The sequence below is a fragment of the Flavobacterium aquiphilum genome (assembly GCF_027111335.1).
GTDB lineage: Bacteria > Bacteroidota > Bacteroidia > Flavobacteriales > Flavobacteriaceae > Flavobacterium > Flavobacterium aquiphilum.
Map to the genome: position 1 here is coordinate 4,340,216 of NZ_CP114288.1, position 19,892 is coordinate 4,360,107.

Sequence of the window (19,892 nt, forward strand, 5' to 3'; positions counted from 1 at the left end):
CATTCATTTGTAAGGGGTACTTCATTTTATTGAAGCAGATTTGTTGTCAGAGAGAATGTTTCCAGATCGGCAAGCTTCCTGATTTTTGTAAGCAATATTTCAAAGTTTAATTAAACAAAATTGATTGTATGAAACAACTCTTTTTAGTTTTTCGAAACCTCAACTTCTACTAATCATTTCTTATTAATAATTATGGAATTAATTAAATTCTAAAATTATTATGAAAAAAATTATCTTTTTTACGATAAAAAGAGTGAAAGAAAATTGGCACTCTTTGTCCTGCTTTTTATCCTGCTATCCCAAAACAGGCAATTCGAGTTTTTTATGGACGGGTACGTTTCATAAAAAGCTCTTTTTTTATGCCTTCTTGTTGCTCTTAGGGATAGGATTTACCCCCAATTCTTATGGGCAATTAGTAGGATCTTCTGCTGTGAAGGCTAACTTTGGTGTTGATGCCGATGCTTATGCCAATCTTTTACAGTTTTCTAATATTGCTAATCCTCCGATAGCCCTTCCTTCGGCTGTTGCAACTGATGACTGGTTTCAAACAAGTTATCCAGGTCCTGGTTTTGGAGTGATAGATCAGTCCATACCATTCCCGGATGTTACTGATAACCACGCATTTTCGCGAAGACAATCAATAACAACACCAACTGCTCCATTTCCTTTCCCAGTTGTTCATAGTGGTATAGGAGCTAATGAAGGAGACTATTTATGGCTAGATGCTGTTTATGGAAGAGATAATTATGTACAGGGAGGGAGTGCTGAAAAATCTTATTTTGCAGGTTCTGGAGATAAGAATTCAGACAATCCATCTACTTGGAGTATAGGTACTTCGGGTAGTGTTCCTCAAAAAGATGATCTCTTAGATGTGTTTGCTCACTTAAGAGGAGAAGGCCCCAGAATTCCCGATGCTTCTGACCCAAGACCTTTTACAACTCTTTACGCTTATGCAGCTGCATCCATCGCAGTTACCAATGGTAATAAACATGTCGATTTTGAATTTTTCAGAACTGCATTAGAAACACCTGCAGATTTGTCTGTTCCAGGCAAAACTGGTCCAGACGGAGGTCGAACTGCATTTACATTCAATCCTGACGGAACTGTTGCAATTCCTGGAACCATTATTATTTCCATAGATTATACAAATGGAGGAAATGTACCCCAAGTTAGAATTAGAGTATGGATGGATGAAACCGTTTTTAATAATTTTAATAATTCTAATCCATTACGTCCTTTTACAACTGTGCCAGGTACTTTTGAAAAAGGAGATAGCTCAGGAACTTTTGGATATGGTGTTATTACCGCAAATAATAACAATGAAACCTTTATTTGGGGTAGAGTTAATATTAATGCCAGTACTCAAGGTCCACCATGGGGAACTTTTGAAGGTTCCGCACCTGATCCTGTAGCTGACTATCAACCTTTGCAATTTGTTGAAATAGGTATCAATCTTACTGCTTTCGGATTAGATAAACGTGGTACACAGGATCCTTGTAGTAATATATTGGGTAGTTTATTAGTTAAAACCCGTAGTAGTGGTGGTGGACCAAACGAAGGCGCTTTTAGTAGCGAGCTGAAAGATTTTGCCGGTCCATTTTTATTTGGTAATACAGGAACCCCTCCTACTGTATCAGTTCCTGATAAAACTGCTTGTGCAGGAGGATCTATTGACTTGACTACTGGAGCAACTACTACCGGTGGCACAATTCATTATTACACAGGTAGCGATTATACAGGTGAAATACTTGCTCCTACAACTTATTCAACATCTACAACTGCAACTATATATGTTCGAAGCGAAAGTTTAACGAATGCAGGTTGCTTCGGAACAAGCCAGTTTACGGTTACGGTGAATAACATAAATCCAGGTGAAATCTCCGGCAGTCAAACGCTATGTTCACCATTTGATCCGGCTGCCTTTACCAGTACAACATCCGGTACAGGAGGTGGAGCAATTACCTATCAATGGCAAATGAGTACAACAGGTTGTAATGGTACGTTCACAGATATCCCAGGAGCTACATCAGCAACTTATGATGCTGGTGCAGTATCAGTAATAACCAATTTCCGTAGAGTTGCTACTTCTACTCTTAATGGTGTTGCTTGTTCTGCAAACAGTAATTGTTTAACAGTAACTCCAAACCCTGTAAGCCCTGGAGTAATTGCTGGAGACCAAATAGGTTGCTCTCCATTTGATGCAATTGCATTTACCAGCACTACAGCGGGAAGTACTACTGGAGCAGGAGTCATTTCTTATCAATGGCAAATGAGTACAACTGGTTGTAACGGTACATTCTCAAATATCAGCGGTGCTACTTCTGCTACTTACGATCCACCAGCTGTAACAGTAACCACAAATTACCGTAGAGTCACTACTTCAACACTCAATGGTGTTGCCTGTTCTGCAAACAGTAATTGTTTAACAGTAACTCCAACCGGAATTGTTCCTGGTGAAATTGCTGGAAGTCAAACATTATGTTCTCCGTTTGACCCTGCAGCCTTTACAAGTGTAACCCCTGGTTCTGACCACGGTACAATTACTTATCAATGGCAAAGTAGTACTACAAGTGCTGTTGCTGGATTCTCTAATATCGTGGGAGCAACTTCTGCAACTTATGATTCACCTGTAGTAGCTGTCAAAACTTGGTTTAGAAGAGTTGCTACTTCTGATGTTGGTTGTTCTGGAAACAGTAATGTTATAGTTGTTACACCAAATGACATTGCTCCTGGTACAATCGCTGGAAACCAAACGCTTTGTTCACCATTTGATCCAGCTGCTTTTACAAGTACAACTGCAGGAAGCACTACTAATGGAGGCGCAATTACCTATCAATGGCAATGGAGTACAACAGGTTGTGACGGTACTTGGACAAATATCTCAGGAGCTACATCAGCGACTTATGATGCAGGTGCAGTATCGGTAATAACCAATTTCCGCAGAGTTGCTACTTCTACTCTTAATGGTGTTGCCTGTTCTGCAAACAGCAATTGTTTGACTGTAACTCCAAACCCTGTAAGCCCTGGAGTAATCGCTGGAGACCAAATAGGTTGCTCTCCATTTGATGCAATTGCATTTACAAGCACTACAGCAGGAAGTACTACTGGAGCAGGAGTCATTTCTTATCAATGGCAAATGAGTACAACAGGTTGTGATGGTACTTTCTCAAATATCAGCGGCGCTACTTCTGCTACTTACGATCCACCGGCTGTGAGTGTAACAACAAATTACCGTAGAGTCACTACTTCAACACTCAATGGTGTTGCCTGTTCTGCAAACAGTAATTGTTTAACAGTAACTCCAACCGGAATTGTTCCTGGTGAAATTGCTGGAAGTCAAACATTATGTTCACCGTTTAACCCTGCAGCCTTTACAAGTGTAACCCCTGGTTCTGACCACGGTACAATTACTTATCAATGGCAAAGCAGCACTACAAGTGCAGTAGCAGGCTTCACTAATATTGTAGGAGCAACATCTGCAACTTATGATTCACCTGCAGTAGCTGTTAAAACTTGGTTTAGAAGAGTTGCTACTTCTGATGTTGGCTGTTCAGGAAACAGTAATGTAATTGTTGTAACACCAAATGACATTACTCCTGGTACAATCGCTGGAAGTCAAACTTTATGCTCTCCATTTGACCCTGCAGCCTTTACAAGTTCAGTGGCAGGAAGCACTACTAATGGAGGTGCAATTACCTATCAATGGCAATGGAGCACAACAGGTTGTGACGGTACTTGGACAAATATCTCAGGAGCTACATCAGCAACTTATGATGCAGGTGCAGTATCGGTAATAACCAATTTCCGCAGAGTTGCTACTTCTACTCTTAATGGTGTTGCCTGTTCTGCAAACAGCAATTGTTTGACCGTAACTCCAAACCCTGTAAACCCTGGAGTAATTGCTGGAGACCAAATAGGTTGCTCCCCATTTGATGCAATTGCATTTACAAGCACTACAGCAGGAAGTACTACAGGAGCCGGAGTGATTTCTTATCAATGGCAAATGAGTACAACTGGTTGTGATGGTACATTCTCAAATATCTCAGGTGCTAATTCTGCTACTTACGATCCACCAGCTGTAACAGTAACCACAAATTACCGTAGAGTCACTACTTCAACACTCAATGGTGTTGCCTGTTCTGCAAACAGTAATTGTTTAACAGTAACTCCAACCGGAATTGTTCCTGGTGAAATTGCTGGAAGTCAAACATTATGTTCACCGTTTGACCCTGCAGCCTTTACCAGCGTAACCCCTGGTTCTGACCACGGTACAATTACTTATCAATGGCAAAGTAGTACAACTAGTGATTCAGCTGGTTTCTCTAACATTTCAGGAGCAACATCTGCAACTTATGATTCACCTGCAGTAGCTGTTAAAACTTGGTTTAGAAGAGTTGCTACTTCTGATGTAGGTTGTTCCGCAAACAGTAATGTAATTGTTGTAACACCAAATGACATTGCTCCTGGTACAATCGCTGGAAACCAAACGGTTTGTATTGGAGCTGATCCAGTAGCCTTTACCAGTACTACATCTGGTTCGGGAGGAGGAACAGTTACTTACCAATGGCAAAATAACACCACAGGATGTGATGGTGCATTTACAAATATCAGTGGTGCTACATCTGAAACTTATGATCCAGGCGTGGTATCAGTTACTACTTACTATCGTCGAGTAGCTACAAGTACACTCAATGGTGTTGCCTGTTCTGCAAATAGTAATTGTTTGACAGTAAATGCTCAAATTTGTTCAGCTGCATTATGTACTTATACACAAGGATACTATGGTAACCCTGGAGGTATGTCATGTGCCGAAGGACAACCATATACCACTGCAGGACTTATCGCCAAAGCTTTAGCTTCTTATCCTAACAGTACTTTGACTGTTGGTTTACCAGGAAATTCTGTTTGGATGATGGCTCCGGATGATATCGATGATATCATAAGAGTAATGCCTGGTGGAGGACCTAGTAAAGTATTATCAGGTGACATTCAAATAAGTTCTAATCAATTCAATAAATACTTGAAAAATGGCAAAATCAATAATGCTTTATTGGCACAAACCATTGCTTTAGGTCTTAACATCGGTATAAATGGCGCCCTTGGTAACTTTGAATTGAAAGCCGGAACATTTGCAGTTGCTGAACCAGAAGGAGGTTGTGGATCTGATATACCAAAAGCTAGACAATGTTCTCCTGGAGGATTCACACCAGTAATCAACGAGTACAAATATTATACTATATCACAAAAAGTCGTAGATGCTATTTCACCTAAAACTGTTCAAGGATTATTTGCTTTGGCAAATCAAGCTTTGGGCGGCGGAAGCACAAATGGCTTGACATTGTCTGAAATAACAGCTGCTGTTGATTTAATCAATAATGCTTTCGATGGATGTAGAATATTTGTAGGTTATGGCGTTGAACCACTTGTTTGTGCAACTCCAATTGATCAAAGCCTTATCACAACTGATACTGCCAGATTAGCTGACACTTCTACTTTTGTAGCTAGTCCCGTTCCATTCAAAGATCAATTGACTATCACTTATGATTTTAAATATGTAACTGATGTAAAAATTGAGATAATCAACTCATTGGGCTATGTTGTAGCTTCTAACTATGATGCAAATGGTTATTTGAGCAATTCAGTAACTCTAAATGTCCCTTATACTGGACAAGCGGAACTTTATATTGTTAAAGTAACTACCAATGCTGGAAGCAGCACTCAAAAAGTACTTTCTTCACAATAACTCAAAACCAATTTAATTAAAAAGAAAGCATCCGCCACAAACGGATGCTTTTTTGTTTTTTTTTATCAATTGAATTATGTTCTCTTTTAATGAGTTAAAAATATTCATCACCCATATAAATTCAAAAAGGCCTTCCTAAGAAAGCCTTTTAAAATATATAAACAATAATCAAATTACTTTGTCAAAAGCAATTCTCTGTATTTAGTTAGTGTCCATAGTTCATTGTCCACCAATAATTCTAATTTATCACAATGGTTTCTGATGATTTCAAAATAAGGTTTTACGTTATTACAATAAGCTTCGGCCATCAAATGTGCATCGGTCAAATTATTAGCTTTCTTTCTTTCCTCAGTCATCTCTTCCACTTTGGAATTAATGCCTTCAATATGACCCGAAATCTCTTTTATTAAAATGATTTGCTCTTTAGCAATTGATTCAAATTCAGAACCAAAAATATCTTTCAACCCTTTCACGTTTTCAATCAACGTGTTTTGATATTTAATCGCTGTTGGAATTACATGATTTTTAGAAATATCTCCAAGAACTCTTCCTTCAATCTGTATTTTTTTTGTGTATTCCTCCAATTCAATTTCGTAACGGGCTTCAACCTCAACGTGATTCATAATTCCCATCTCGGCAAATAAATCAATAGCCTGTTTAGAAGCTCTGGCTTTCAAGGCTTCAGGAGTAGTTTTGAAATTGCTCAAGCCACGTTTTGCAGCTTCCTTTTGCCAAGCCTCACTGTAACCATCACCTTCAAAAAGGATTTTTTTGGATTGCTTGATGTATTCTCTCAAAACATTGAAAATTGCATCATCTTTCTTCATGTCTTTTGATTCGATCAAATCATCAACAGCAATTTTGAAATCTTTCAATTGTTTGGCAACAATTGTATTCAAAGTAGTCATTGCATTCGAGCAGTTTGCCGAAGAACCAACCGCTCTAAACTCAAATTTGTTTCCTGTAAAGGCAAATGGCGAAGTCCTGTTTCTATCGGTGTTATCCAATAGAACATCAGGAATTTTACCTACAACATTTAGTTTCAAATCGGTTTTTTCTTCCGGAGACAATTTCCCTGAAGAAACACCTTCCAATTCGGCCAACACCTTTGTTAATTGCTCCCCAATAAATACCGAAATAATTGCAGGTGGTGCTTCATTAGCCCCTAATCTGTGATCATTACTCGCTGTAGCGATCGAACCTCTCAACAAAGCTTCATAATCATTTACAGCTTTGATTGTATTAACAAAGAAAGTCAAAAACTGCAAATTCGTCATCGGAGTTTTGCTCGGACTCAATAAGTTCACACCTGTATCTGTAGCCAAAGACCAGTTGTTATGTTTTCCCGAACCGTTTACACCTTTGAAAGGCTTTTCATGAAGTAAAACCTTCAAATCGTGACGCTCAGCAACTTTTTGCATAATATCCATCAACAGACAATTATGATCAACAGCCAGATTAGTTTCTTCAAAAATTGGTGCAAATTCAAATTGATTTGGCGCAACTTCATTATGACGTGTTTTTACCGGAATTCCCAGCAACATACATTCTTGTTCCAAATCTCTCATATAAGTCAAAGCACGAGTTGGAATTGAACCAAAATAATGATCGTCCAACTGTTGCCCCTTGGCAGAAGTATGTCCAAGTAAAGTTCTTCCTGTCATTACAATATCCGGACGGGAATTTGCCAATGATCTGTCAATCAAGAAATATTCTTGTTCCCAGCCCAAAGTAGCAGTTACTTTTTTCACATTTTTATCAAAATAGCGACAAACTTCGGTAGCTGCCTCATCCATTGCAGATAATGCTCTCAGCAACGGAATTTTGTTATCCAAAGCTTCTCCGGTATAAGAAATAAAGATCGTTGGAATACATAATGTTGTCCCAAAAATAAATGCCGGCGAAGTTGGATCCCAGGCGGTATAACCTCTCGCTTCGAAGGTATTTCTTATCCCTCCATTTGGAAAACTCGATGCATCAGGCTCTTGCTGAACCAATTGAGCACCACCAAATTTCTCCAGTGATTCATTTCCATCAAATGAAATATCAAAAAAAGCATCATGTTTTTCTGCAGTTGTACCCGTAAGGGGTTGAAACCAGTGTGTGTAGTGGGTTACACCTTTGGACAAAGCCCATTCTTTCATTCCCATGGCAATATAATCTGCCAATTTTCTATCGATTTTGGTTCCATGTTGAACCGCTCCTTGTACACCTTTTAAAGCATCTGAAGTCAGATATCGCTTCATTGCTTTATAATTGAATACATTAGCTCCAAAAAGCTCTGATTTTTTTCCTATCTCCTGGAACTCTATTAATTTTCTATTTGAAGCTTCCTTTAAAGCTTGAAAACGAATTGATGACATATGATAAATCTTAGATTAATAATCAATAATAAATGCATACAAATATAAATCATTCTATTAAACAAATAGTTAAAGCATTCATCAATAAACAATTTACAAATGCATTGGTAATAAGATCAAAAAAAAGGCATCAACAGCCTGATTTTTAAATTATAGTAATAAAAATCTCAACTTAAAATTAATTTTTAAATTCAAGTAATTACGAATTTAATTATTATACTCCCTTAAAATTACAATTTTTCAATTATACCCCTATCAAAATGCAGTTATAACAAAAATTAAATATACCCAAATAAAAACTACCCCCTAATTTTTCGGCGAAAATAAATTATTTTATATTTGCATCAGAAAAAAAATCAAAAAACAAATTATTTATATTATTATGGCTAAAATAAAATTAGAGTATCTTTGGTTAGATGGATACGAACCAACACAAAATTTAAGAAGCAAAACTAAAGTAGAAGAGCACGACAACTTTCAAGGAACATTAGCAGAAATAGGAAACTGGTCTTTTGATGGTTCTTCTACAAAACAAGCAGAAGGTGGATCTTCTGACTGTCTATTAGTCCCAGTTGCTATTTATCCAGACCCAACTCGTATCAACGGATACTTAGTAATGTCTGAAGTTATGTATGCAGATGGAACTCCACACCCTTCAAACGGTAGAGCTACTATTGATGATGACAACGACGACTTCTGGTTTGGTTTCGAACAAGAATACTTCATCATGGATACTAAAACGTTATTACCATTAGGTTTCCCTGTTGGAGGTTACCCTGCTCCGCAAGGTATGTACTACTGTTCAGTAGGTGGAAAAAACACACACGGAAGAAAATTAGTTGAAGAGCATGCTGATTTATGTATCGCTGCTGGACTTAACTTTGAAGGAATAAATCAAGAGGTTGCTTGTGGACAATGGGAATTCCAATTGTTTGCAAAAGGAGCTAAAAAAGCGGGAGACGAAATCTGGGTTGCTAGATATATGCTAGATCGTTTGACTGAGAAATACGGTTACTATATTGAATACCACCCAAAACCACTAGGTGATACTGACTGGAATGGTTCTGGAATGCACGCTAACTTCTCTAATACTGTATTAAGAACATGTGGTTCTAAAGAAACATTCGAGAAAATCTGTGAAGCTTTCCGTCCAGTTGTTGAAGAGCACATCGCTGTTTACGGAGCTTATAACGAACAACGTTTAACTGGTAAGCACGAAACTGCATCTATTCATGATTTCTCTTATGGAGTATCTGATAGAGGAGCTTCAATCAGAATCCCTTTATATGCTGTACAACACGGTTGGAAAGGATACCTAGAAGACAGAAGACCAGCTTCTAACGGTGACCCATACAAAATTGCTGCTAGAATTATCAAAACTGTAAAATCAGCTTTGTAATTATAAGTATTTCATAAATCAAAAGTGCCTTCATAACTGGAGGCACTTTTTTTATTTAAACAAATTACAGTACCTTTAAGCATTGAATAAATTCGAATTTAAAATTTGAATTACACACCTACAGTTCCTTTAAAAACAAAAAGACACTATGATTGTTTGGATATTATTTCTAGTCTTAATATTTACATTCCTAGCCCTCGATTTGGGCGTTTTCAATAAGACACCACATATTATCAGCACCAAAGAAGCCAGTAAATGGACTGCAATTTGGTTTACCTTATCCATGTTATTCTCAGGAGTCGTTTATTGGCTCTATTCCACCGATTACGTTTTAAACCCAGACCGACTAAAACCTTCGGTAGCATCGATGAAATTCATTACAGGTTACTTGATTGAATTATCATTGAGCATTGATAACATATTTGTAATCGCTTTGATTTTTGCTTCATTCAAAATACCAAAAAAATTTCAGCACCGCGTCCTATTCTGGGGTATATTAGGAGCTATTGTTTTTAGAGGTTTGATGATTTATTTTGGTGTTTTATTGATCCATAGATTCACGTGGACGTCTTATGTTTTTGGGGCATTCCTTTTATTTACAGCCATCAAAATGCTATTCACCTCCGAAGATGAAGAAGAATTCAATCCAAAAAAATCGATCATTTACAAAATATTAGGCAAAATAATCCCGATTTCGACCCACACGGACAAAGAACATTTTTTTATAAAAACCGAAAAAGGAAATGCTGCCACCCCGCTTTTTGTAGCTTTAATCATTATCGAAGTAATGGACGTCGTTTTTGCAGTAGATAGTGTTCCCGCTATTTTAGCAATTACAGCAGACCCATTCCTAGTATTTAGTTCTAATATTTTCGCGATACTGGGATTGCGATCACTGTATTTTTTCCTTGCCAATATGCTGGAAAAATTCAGTCATTTGGAATACAGCCTGATTGCAATTCTAAGTTTCGTTGGGCTAAAAATGCTGTTACATGATTACATAGAAATCCCCGAATGGGCTTCGTTAGGCTTTATTGCTTTATCGCTTGCTGTTGGCGTTATTGTCTCTTTGCAAATAAGTAAAAAAGACGAAGCTAGAAAACACAATAACAAACATTGATTTTCAGTACTAATAACCACAAAAAAACCGCCTCAAAATTAAATTTCAAGGCGGTTTCTTTTTATTTTCAATGAATATTACTTCATGTCTATTTTCTGGATTTGGTCTTCACTTAATTTTAAAACAGACATAACTTGATAGTAATTATTCTTGTCTACTTTATTTATTAAATCTGAAGGAACAATTACCAATCTAAATGTTTGATTAATTATATTAGGCTCATTAAATAGATTGTATGTCCCATCTGCCGAAATAACAAAATCTACTTTACTAAAGTCATAATCATAATCCAACACATTTCCATCTGAAAAATAAATGGATCTAGGAATTGATTGCCAAATTGGAGTACTCGAATTTATAGTACCTGTCATTCTATAAATCAGTACCGTTTCATCATCATACAAATCTCCTGCCAAAGCAGTACTCGCAAAAGTTCTTTTTAATTCATAATGTCTATCAGTAACTCTAGCTAAACTAACATTTCTAAGTTCAAAAGCTGTTGGGGTTAACCCATCTTGCCCTGGCACACCTGGAGGCCCTTCTGGTCCTGTACATCCCTGAAAACCAAACATCCCTATAACTGCTAAAAGTGTAATTATTTTTCTCATCTTATTTATGTTTTAAAGTTCGATAAAGGTACTTCAAAAATCAAGCCAAAAAAATATTTTTAATGGTATTTCATTCAAAATAATTCAAGTATCCCTCTTTTATTAAAACAATAAAACGTTAAAATATCAAAATTTATTATCAAAAATCTATTTTTAATGTAATATAAAAAACTAATAATCAACAATCTACAAAAGTATTAAAATCAATCCACTATCGATTTCAATTCGTTTCGGTATTGCGAAGCACTTTTCCCCGTAAACGCCTTAAATGATTTATTGAAATGACTGAAATTATTAAATCCGCTTTCATAGCAAATCTCGGTGATACTTTTAGTATTCTCCGATAAAAGCTTTGAGGCATGAACCAAACGGTAGTCATTTACAAAAGTAGTAAACGTTTTACTCGTTATTTTTTTAAAATACCTGCAAAACGATGGCGTCGTCATATTCACCAAACTTGAAACCGTGTCCAACTGAATAGGCTCTTGAAAATGGTCTTTTATATAATTAAAAACAACATTAACCCTGTCATTGTCCTGAACTTGCATTTCTAACGTAAAACCATCGGCATTTAAAATTGTATATTCATCACTTACTCCTAGGTCATTCAAAATCCTAATCATCCTTAATAATCGATCAAAATTAGACCGATTTCCCATCTCCTCAATTATAGGCGCAATCCTTTTTATAGTTTCCCTGCCAAATGCAATTCCTCCTTTTGCTTTCTTAAAAAGCTGTTGAATGTTTTTAAGTTCCGGAACTTTCAAAAAATCACTTCCTATAAAATCAGCTGGCAATTGAATAACAATTTCATTTTTGTTGCCCGTTTGTTCGTTTGTAAATCCACAATGGGGCAAATTACTGCCTATTAATACCAAATCGCCATCCGAATAATACGAAATATGGCTCCCTATCTGTCTTTTTCCAGAACCTCCGTTTACAAAAACAAGTTCCATTTCGGGATGATAATGCCAGAGATCCGCTTTGCAATTCTCATTTTCAACATAATTTGAAAAGGTAAAGGAACTACCAAAAGGAAAGCTGATAAGCTCTAGCGTTGCGTTCATTTTTTTCATGGGGTAGATTTTTAAAGCTATTCAAATTTACCACAAAACAATCGTATTTTATCAAAAATTAACCTACAACGTTTTCGCATGGTTAAAATAACATATTAATCAGAAAACCCAGTTGTGTGCATTTTTGAATCACAAAACTACCTTAGCATCAGACAATTAATTACTAATTTAAAACAACAGTATTATGAAAACGATTTTAAAATTTAGTCTGGTGGTTTTAACAGCATTTACTACTATGGGTAGTTATGCAATTGATGGTGATTTTTTACTAAATGTAAAAAAAGGAACTGGTAATCAAATTCGTTTTTCTGTAAATGAAATCCAAAAAGCGAAAGTGACAATCTATGATAAATACCATAATGAAATTTATTCGGAGATCGTGACCGGAAAAGGAGGCATTACAAGAGTTTATAAACTTGAAGAATTTCCTGACGGCGCTTACTTTTTGGAAGTTGAAACCGATCTAAAAAGAGTTACTCACGAAATCTCAATTTCCAACGATTCACCTACCCTTTCGAGAAAATCAATTGCCGAAGTGTACAAAGGGGAATTGAAAATGAAAAATCAAAACGTTGCTACAACAAATTAATTGGTTATTTTTTAGGTTAAGTCGAAAGCAGCTCCATTATTGGGGCTGTTTTTTTTTGAGTTTTCCCAAATGATACCCGACTAAATGGTAACCAGTAATTTTTTATTATTTATCAAATTAACAACAACTTTAACCATCATGTCTTTATCATCCGATCTTGATTCAGCAATCATCAAAGTCAGTGCCACTAAGGCATTATCGTCAATCACTTTATCCCCACGATGATACAATAATGCATTGCGATCCAAAAACCAAACAAATAAGAAAGCTGCAATTCGTTTATTCCCATCTGAAAAAGAATAATTCTTAGTCACAAAATATAATAGGTGTGCAGCCTTTTCTTCAACAGACACGTACAACTCTTTTCCATCAAAAGTTTGATAAATCGTTTCCAAAGAACCTTTAAAAGAATCGTCCTTTTCATTTCCAAACAATTGTGAACCCCCGAATTTAATTTTCAATCCTTCAATTGCTTTCTTGGCTTCCGTGTAAGAAATTCTGAAAACTTCTTTATTATTCGTTTTATCAATTCTTAAGGTTTGATGATCGTATTTATCCAAAATATCCAAAGCAAATGCATAATCACCTAACACTTTCAACAATCCTTGTGCCTCATCACCGGAAACAACTTTTGTTTTTGTTATAGATTCTAATAAAGAAACTGCATGCTTTAATTCTTGAAACTTTTGTTCTGCTTCTTTTAATCTCTTTTCATTTATAGCATACCCTTTTACCAAATAATCTTTTAAACGTAGGGTAGCCCATTGTCGGAATTGAGTTCCTTGTTTAGAATTAACACGATAGCCTACAGAAATAATTGCATCCAAATTGTAATGCAAGATATTTCTTTTCACAGATCTTTTACCTTCAATCCGAACTACCGAGAAAAGCTCGGTAGTTGACAATTCAACCAATTCTTCTTCTGAATATATATTTTTAAGATGAAGCCCAATTGTGTCTGTATCCTTACCAAACAAATCAGCCATTTGTCTTTGAGAAAGCCAAACCGTTTCATTTTCAAACTGAACTTGAATCTCTGTACTGTTGTCTGATGTTTTATAAATTTCGATTTGATTTCCCATAAATAAATTATAACTAAGAATCTAGCTAAGTTATAAAAATATTAACAATATAGGAAAAATACTAAAAAATATTCGTAACCAAAAAAGATGTCTTATGTACAAACAAAAAACACATTCAGTCAACTATCAGGTCAACCAAATGTGTTGTCTATATTTAAAAACTATAAGCTTTTACATATTCCTTCTATATTGTCCCCCTACTTCAAACAAAGCGTCGGTGATTTGTCCCAAAGAGCAAACTTTTGTAGCTTCCATCAAATGTTCAAATAGGTTTTCACCTTTAATAGCAGCGTCTTGTAAAGTATCCAAATGTTCTTTTACTAAAACAGCATGGCATTGATGCAAATTATCCAACATAGTTATTTGGTACTGCTTTTCTTCTTCGGTGGCGCGAATCACTTCTGCAGGGATAACCGTTGGCGAACCTTTGGAACTCAAGAATGTGTTCACCCCCACAATCGGGAATTGACCGGTGTGTTTCAAAGTTTCATAATACAGACTTTCTTCCTGAATTTTGGAACGTTGGTACATCGTTTCCATCGCTCCCAGCACACCTCCACGTTCCGTAATTCGGTCAAATTCCTGCAGAACAGCTTCTTCAACTAAATCCGTTAATTCTTCGATAATAAATGATCCCTGAATTGGATTTTCATTTTTGGCCAACCCTAATTCTTTATTGATGATCATTTGGATCGCCATTGCCCTGCGAACCGATTCTTCAGTAGGCGTGGTAATCGCCTCATCGTAAGCATTGGTATGCAATGAATTACAGTTGTCATAAATCGCATACAAAGCCTGTAAAGTCGTACGAATATCGTTGAAATCAATTTCTTGCGCGTGCAATGAACGCCCCGATGTTTGAATATGGTATTTCAACATTTGAGCCCTTTCATTGGCTCCATATTTATTTTTCAAGGCTTTTGCCCAAATTTTACGTGCGACACGCCCGATAACGGCATATTCAGGATCGACACCATTTGAGAAAAAGAACGATAAATTAGGCCCAAAATCATTGATATCCATTCCACGGCTCAAATAATATTCCACATAAGTGAAACCGTTTGAAAGCGTAAAGGCCAATTGCGTAATTGGATTGGCTCCCGCCTCGGCAATGTGGTAACCCGAAATGGAAACCGAATAAAAGTTTCTTACATTTTTAGCTATAAAATACTCCTGAACATCACCCATCAATCGCAAAGCAAATTCTGTCGAAAAAATACAGGTATTTTGCGCTTGATCTTCTTTCAGAATATCCGCTTGAACCGTTCCTCGCACTTGCGAAAGTGTTTTTTCTTTAATTTCGTTATAAATTTCCAAAGGCAAGACCTGATCACCGGTTACTCCCAAAAGAAACAATCCTAAACCGTTATTTCCTTCCGGCAAATCTCCTTGATAATGTGGGCGTTCCACACCTTTATCTTTATAGATTTTATTTATTTTTTCCTCAACCTCATCGGTCAATTCGTGTTTCTTGATGTAAATTTCGCATTGCTGATCGATTGCGGCATTCATGAAAAATCCAAGCAGCATCGGCGCCGGACCGTTAATCGTCATACTCACCGAAGTCATGGCATGCACCAAATCAAAACCGGAATATAACTTTTTGGCATCGTCTAAACAACAAATAGAAACTCCCGCATTTCCAATTTTCCCGTAAATATCAGGTCTCAAATGCGGATCATTACCGTATAAAGTTACGCTGTCAAAAGCAGTAGAAAGTCTTTTGGCAGGTAATCCCGCACTCACATAATGAAAACGCTTGTTGGTTCTTTCCGGTCCACCTTCTCCGGCAAACATTCTGGACGGGTCTTCACCTTCTCGTTTAAACGGATACAATCCGGAAGTAAAAGGGAATTCCCCCGGAACATTTTCCTGTAAACTCCAACGCAAAATATCTCCCCAAGCCTGATACTTTGGCATTGCTACTTTTGGAATTTGCGTATGCGAAAGCGACTCGGTATGTGTCGCCATTTTTATTTCTTTATGACGAACTTTGAACGTATAAATTGGATCTTTATATTTATTGACTTTTTCATTCCAATTCAAAATCAATTTCCAGTTGTGCGGATCCAAATCCATTTTCACTTTATCGAATTGATTCAATAATAAATCCAAAAAAATTTTATTCTCAAAACCGCCTGGTTTTTCTAATTCCAAGGCTTTTGGCAATACCGAATCCTCATCAATTCCCGCTTTATTAATTACAGGGATTTTTCCGGATACACTTTCAATGGTTTTGAAAATTCCGTATAATTTTTGGGCCACTTGTTCCTGACTTAAAGCCGTTGCATCATATTTACGATTATTTTCGGCAATTTCGGATAAGTAACGCGTTCTGTGAGGCGGAATCACAAATTTCTTCTCGCTCATTTCACGGGTAATTTGGAAAGTCGATTTCAAATCGGAACCTGTTTTCTCGACGATTTTATCCATAATCGATTTGTACAACGTATTCATCCCAGGATCATTAAACTGGGAAGCAATCGTTCCAAAAACCGGCATTTCATCTGGGTTCACATCCCACAAGTTATGGTTGCGTTGGTATTGTTTTTTCACATCGCGAAGTGCGTCTAACGCACCACGTTTGTCAAACTTATTTAGTGCTACTAAATCGGCGAAATCAAGCATATCGATTTTTTCCAATTGCGTCGCGGCACCAAATTCAGGTGTCATCACATACAACGAAACATCCGAATGATCCATAATCTCCGTATCGGATTGTCCAATTCCAGAAGTTTCAAGGATTATGATGTCATATTTTGCGGCTTTTAAAACTTCAATCGCTTCGGAAACGTATTTTGACAAAGCCAAATTCGATTGACGCGTAGCCAACGAACGCATATAAACTCTAGGGTTATTAATCGAATTCATGCGAATTCGGTCACCCAATAAGGCACCACCTGTCTTACGTTTGGACGGATCAACAGAAATCAATCCGATCGTTTTTTCCGGAAAATCGATTAAAAAACGACGAACCAATTCGTCCACCAACGATGATTTCCCTGCTCCTCCAGTTCCGGTAATCCCAAGAACCGGAATTTTGGAAGTTATATTCTTTTCATGAATTTTATCAAAAAATGGTTTAGCAATTTCCGGGAAGTTCTCGGCAGCCGAAATCAAACGAGCAATAGCAGTAGGTGTCTTATTTTCGATTAAATCCAGTTCATTCGTTAATTTATCTCCGATTGGAAAATCAGAACGTTGCACCAAATCATTAATCATCCCCTGAAGTCCCATAGCGCGCCCATCGTCAGGAGAATAAATTCGGGTAATCCCATAAGCCTGCAATTCTTCAATTTCTGATGGCAAGATTACTCCACCACCTCCACCAAAAATCTTGATATGCCCTGCTCCTTTTTCCTGAAGCAAATCATACATATATTTAAAATACTCATTATGTCCTCCTTGGTAAGAAGTCATGGCAATTGCATTGGCATCTTCCTGAATGGCGGTATTCACCACTTCTTCCACACTTCTATCATGTCCCAAGTGAATTACCTCAACTCCTGTGGACTGAATAATTCTTCGCATTATATTAATCGCAGCGTCATGCCCATCAAAAAGAGATGCAGCTGTTACAATTCTAACTTTATTTGTGGGAATGTAGTTTTTTTTGAGTTCCATTTTAAGAATATGATAATTTAATGGTGCAATTTACATAAATTTTAAAATAAAAATCATTAAAAATAACACAAAACACAAAATATGACAACAATGTTTTTTATTAGGAATAACAAGCTTTATTTTGGGAAAAAATTGGTATTTTCGGGTTCTAGCCCCGATGGGAACGAAAAGCCCGGAATGGATACAACTAATTTTTCCTGCTCCAAAAAAGCGACTAAAAGAAGCTCTTTCTTGGAGCTTGGAAAAACAGTTTTATACATGAGGACTTGCAGTGTACAGCGGGATTAGCTCCTAATTATCTTTAGAAAATTTAAAAGAAATGCAAAAAATTACCATACTTATCCATTGCGAAGACCAAAAAGGTATTATTGCCTCGGTAACGAATTATATCGCTTCGATTGATGGAAATATTACTTATCTGGACCAGCACGTTGATGCCGACGAAAACGTGTTTTTTATGCGGTTGGAATGTGAATTCAGCAAAACAACCTGGAATCTTGACGCTATAAAAAGCCACTTTCAGACCAATCTCGCGACTCCTTTCAAAATGACTTGGAATATGTTTCCGCAGGATGAAAAACCAAAAATGGCGTTATTTATTTCCAAATACGATCACTGTCTGTATGATATTTTGGGCCGATTTTCAGCAGGAGAACTTCCGTTAGAAATCCCTTTAATCATTAGCAATCACGAAGATTTAAAACCGGTAGCCGAGCGTTTTAATATTCCTTTTTTTCATGTTCCTTTTACAAAAGATACAAAAGAAGCAGGGGAAAAAGCGCAATTTGAATTATTGAAAAAATTTGATATCGATTTTATTGTTTTGGCGCGCTATATGCAAATTATCACTCCTAAAATGATTCAACTTTATCAAAACCGAATCATCAATATCCACCATTCCTTTTTGCCTGCATTTCCGGGTGCCAAACCGTACCATTCGGCTTTCAAACGCGGGGTAAAGATTATTGGTGCTACGAGTCATTATGTTACCGAAGAACTAGACGAAGGACCAATTATTGAACAGGATATCACTAGAGTTTCACACAGTCACTCGATTGAGGATTTTATCATGAAAGGACGTGACTTGGAACGTATGGTACTTGCCAGAGCTATCAAATTACACGCCGAGCGAAAAACGATTGTGTATAATAATAAAACCGTTGTGTTCTCTTAACAGATTAATCAAGCCCGACAGGTTTTAAAACCTGTCGGGTTTCTTTATGTAAAATTATTTATAAGCAATCACCGCACTGGCTGGCCCAGTCAACGGGACAATCGAAGTGGATTTGAAGCCTACATCTTTTGTCCATTTGTTGAAACTGGAAAAAGTATAATCAAAACCAGTTCCGGTTTCTATCAGCATATTAAGGCTCATCATCATTCCAAAAACGTTTTTGGAACGGTCATCATCGATTACATTTTCTATCGCCACAAAGGCACCACCTTCGGGAAGGGCATCGTAGGCTTTTTGAAGCAACAGCATTTTTTTGTTTTCGTCCCAATCGTGAAGAATATTACCCATTACAACAACATCCGCTTTTGGAAAAGGGTCGGCAAAAAAATCGCCGCTGGCCGTCATAACGCGATCTGAAAAAGGAGTCTTTGCAATTTTTTCTTTTGCAATAGGCTCTACAACTGCAAGATCAAAACTGGTGCAAGTCATGTGTGGCTGATACTTGGCAACCATTGCGGACAATGCCGCTCCGCAACCGCCAACATCAGTCAGGGTTTTATATTTTGAAAAATCAAATACTTGGGCAAATGCATTAAAGTTCCCCATTTGAATACTTCCCATCGCATTGATAAACTCCAATAATCTTTCGGGGGATTTATACAGTTCATCAAATAAATTATCCTCACCAGCCTTAATTTCATTTTGTGGTAAACCGGTAAGCAGACCTTCTTCCAAATTTCCCCAAAACTGATAGAGACGATTATTCAACATTTCGAGCATTCCACCTATATAAGCGGGTTTGCTTGCCACCAAAAAAGCATCGGCGTGAATACTATTGGAATAAACCGCCGATTCCAATAATCCTTTACGGTTGAGAAAACCAAGCCCAGTCAGAGCATCTAAAAAATCATACAAATGAATATCGGTGCACTTCAGATTCAACATTGTCTTTATTTCTTGAGCTGTCATCGATTTCTTCTCGTCAAGCTTTGTGAACAATTGAAATTTGATTGCTGCCAATAACACTTTTGAGGCCCAAAATCCGGAACCGATTTGCATAATGCTTGCCGGTGATGGCTGATTGTCTTGATTTTCCATTTTTTTGTCTGTTTAA

At 37.0% G+C, this 19,892-nt stretch carries 11 protein-coding genes; 5 read left to right on the forward strand and 6 right to left on the reverse strand.

All coding sequences use genetic code 11. The features are described from left to right. Positions 1-220: 220 nt before the first annotated feature. Positions 221-5,743: a DUF8696 domain-containing protein gene (locus OZP12_RS17565; RefSeq protein WP_281226384.1), complete on the forward strand. Its 5,523-nt coding sequence runs from the start codon at positions 221-223 to the stop codon at positions 5,741-5,743. Positions 5,744-5,916: 173 nt separating this feature from the next. Here OZP12_RS17565 and OZP12_RS17570 read toward each other — a convergent pair whose 3' ends face one another. Next, a complete protein-coding gene (locus OZP12_RS17570; protein WP_281226385.1) occupies positions 5,917-8,106 on the reverse strand; it encodes a glutamine synthetase III family protein in 2,190 nt (729 codons plus the stop codon). Between the two features lie 382 nt (positions 8,107-8,488). Here OZP12_RS17570 and OZP12_RS17575 point away from each other — a divergent pair, with 382 nt between their 5' ends. Together OZP12_RS17575 and OZP12_RS17580 are read left to right on the forward strand one after the other, a co-directional pair. Continuing rightward, the gene (locus OZP12_RS17575; RefSeq protein ID WP_281226386.1) at positions 8,489-9,505 is read left to right on the forward strand and encodes a glutamine synthetase beta-grasp domain-containing protein; all 1,017 of its coding nucleotides are present in this window, start codon (positions 8,489-8,491) and stop codon (positions 9,503-9,505) included. 148 nt (positions 9,506-9,653) lie between these two features. Then, positions 9,654-10,625 carry a TerC family protein gene (locus OZP12_RS17580; protein ID WP_281226387.1) on the forward strand — a complete coding sequence of 324 codons (972 nt, stop codon included), beginning with the start codon at positions 9,654-9,656 and terminating at the stop codon, positions 10,623-10,625. Between the two features lie 77 nt (positions 10,626-10,702). Here OZP12_RS17580 and OZP12_RS17585 read toward each other — a convergent pair whose 3' ends face one another. Together OZP12_RS17585 and OZP12_RS17590 are read right to left on the reverse strand one after the other, a co-directional pair. Continuing rightward, positions 10,703-11,233: a hypothetical protein gene (locus tag OZP12_RS17585; protein WP_281226388.1), complete on the reverse strand. Its 531-nt coding sequence runs from the start codon at positions 11,231-11,233 to the stop codon at positions 10,703-10,705. 203 nt (positions 11,234-11,436) lie between these two features. Next, positions 11,437-12,309 (reverse strand): AraC family transcriptional regulator, encoded by an 873-nt coding sequence (locus tag OZP12_RS17590; RefSeq protein WP_281226389.1) that lies wholly within the window; start codon positions 12,307-12,309, stop codon positions 11,437-11,439. Between the two features lie 184 nt (positions 12,310-12,493). On the opposite strand from OZP12_RS17590, the gene OZP12_RS17595 reads away from it, so the two are divergent. Next, entirely contained in the window at positions 12,494-12,898 is a 405-nt protein-coding gene (locus OZP12_RS17595; RefSeq protein WP_281226390.1) for a T9SS type A sorting domain-containing protein, read from the forward strand. An 80-nt stretch (positions 12,899-12,978) separates the two neighbouring features. On the opposite strand, the gene OZP12_RS17600 is transcribed toward OZP12_RS17595, so the two are convergent. Next, positions 12,979-13,980, reverse strand: coding sequence for a virulence RhuM family protein/type II toxin-antitoxin system death-on-curing family toxin (locus OZP12_RS17600; RefSeq protein ID WP_281226391.1), 1,002 nt, complete (start codon positions 13,978-13,980; stop codon positions 12,979-12,981). A 171-nt stretch (positions 13,981-14,151) separates the two neighbouring features. After that, positions 14,152-17,604 (reverse strand): methylmalonyl-CoA mutase family protein, encoded by a 3,453-nt coding sequence (locus OZP12_RS17605; RefSeq protein WP_281226392.1) that lies wholly within the window; start codon positions 17,602-17,604, stop codon positions 14,152-14,154. A gap of 319 nt (positions 17,605-17,923) precedes the next feature. Between OZP12_RS17605 and purU the strand changes: the two genes are divergently transcribed. Beyond that, complete coding sequence (gene purU / locus OZP12_RS17610; protein WP_281226393.1) at positions 17,924-18,778, forward strand: formyltetrahydrofolate deformylase; 855 nt, start codon at positions 17,924-17,926, stop codon at positions 18,776-18,778. Positions 18,779-18,832: 54 nt separating this feature from the next. Here the strand turns inward: purU and OZP12_RS17615 are convergent, their stop codons facing one another. Then, on the reverse strand, positions 18,833-19,876 hold the full coding sequence (locus tag OZP12_RS17615) for a methyltransferase (RefSeq protein WP_281226394.1): 1,044 nt from the start codon (positions 19,874-19,876) through the stop codon (positions 18,833-18,835). Positions 19,877-19,892 lie beyond the last annotated feature (16 nt).

Excerpts from the sequence above, each read along its gene's own strand:
- OZP12_RS17565 (WP_281226384.1), top strand. The coding sequence starts at position 221 with ATGAAAAAAATTATCTTTTTTACGATAAAAAGAGTGAAAGAAAATTGG.
- OZP12_RS17570 (WP_281226385.1), bottom strand. The coding sequence starts at position 8,106 with ATGTCATCAATTCGTTTTCAAGCTTTAAAGGAAGCTTCAAATAGAAAA.
- OZP12_RS17575 (WP_281226386.1), top strand. The coding sequence starts at position 8,489 with ATGGCTAAAATAAAATTAGAGTATCTTTGGTTAGATGGATACGAACCA.
- OZP12_RS17580 (WP_281226387.1), top strand. The coding sequence starts at position 9,654 with ATGATTGTTTGGATATTATTTCTAGTCTTAATATTTACATTCCTAGCC.
- OZP12_RS17585 (WP_281226388.1), bottom strand. The coding sequence starts at position 11,233 with ATGAGAAAAATAATTACACTTTTAGCAGTTATAGGGATGTTTGGTTTT.
- OZP12_RS17590 (WP_281226389.1), bottom strand. The coding sequence starts at position 12,309 with ATGAAAAAAATGAACGCAACGCTAGAGCTTATCAGCTTTCCTTTTGGT.
- OZP12_RS17595 (WP_281226390.1), top strand. The coding sequence starts at position 12,494 with ATGAAAACGATTTTAAAATTTAGTCTGGTGGTTTTAACAGCATTTACT.
- OZP12_RS17600 (WP_281226391.1), bottom strand. The coding sequence starts at position 13,980 with ATGGGAAATCAAATCGAAATTTATAAAACATCAGACAACAGTACAGAG.
- OZP12_RS17605 (WP_281226392.1), bottom strand. The coding sequence starts at position 17,604 with ATGGAACTCAAAAAAAACTACATTCCCACAAATAAAGTTAGAATTGTA.
- purU (WP_281226393.1), top strand. The coding sequence starts at position 17,924 with ATGCAAAAAATTACCATACTTATCCATTGCGAAGACCAAAAAGGTATT.
- OZP12_RS17615 (WP_281226394.1), bottom strand. The coding sequence starts at position 19,876 with ATGGAAAATCAAGACAATCAGCCATCACCGGCAAGCATTATGCAAATC.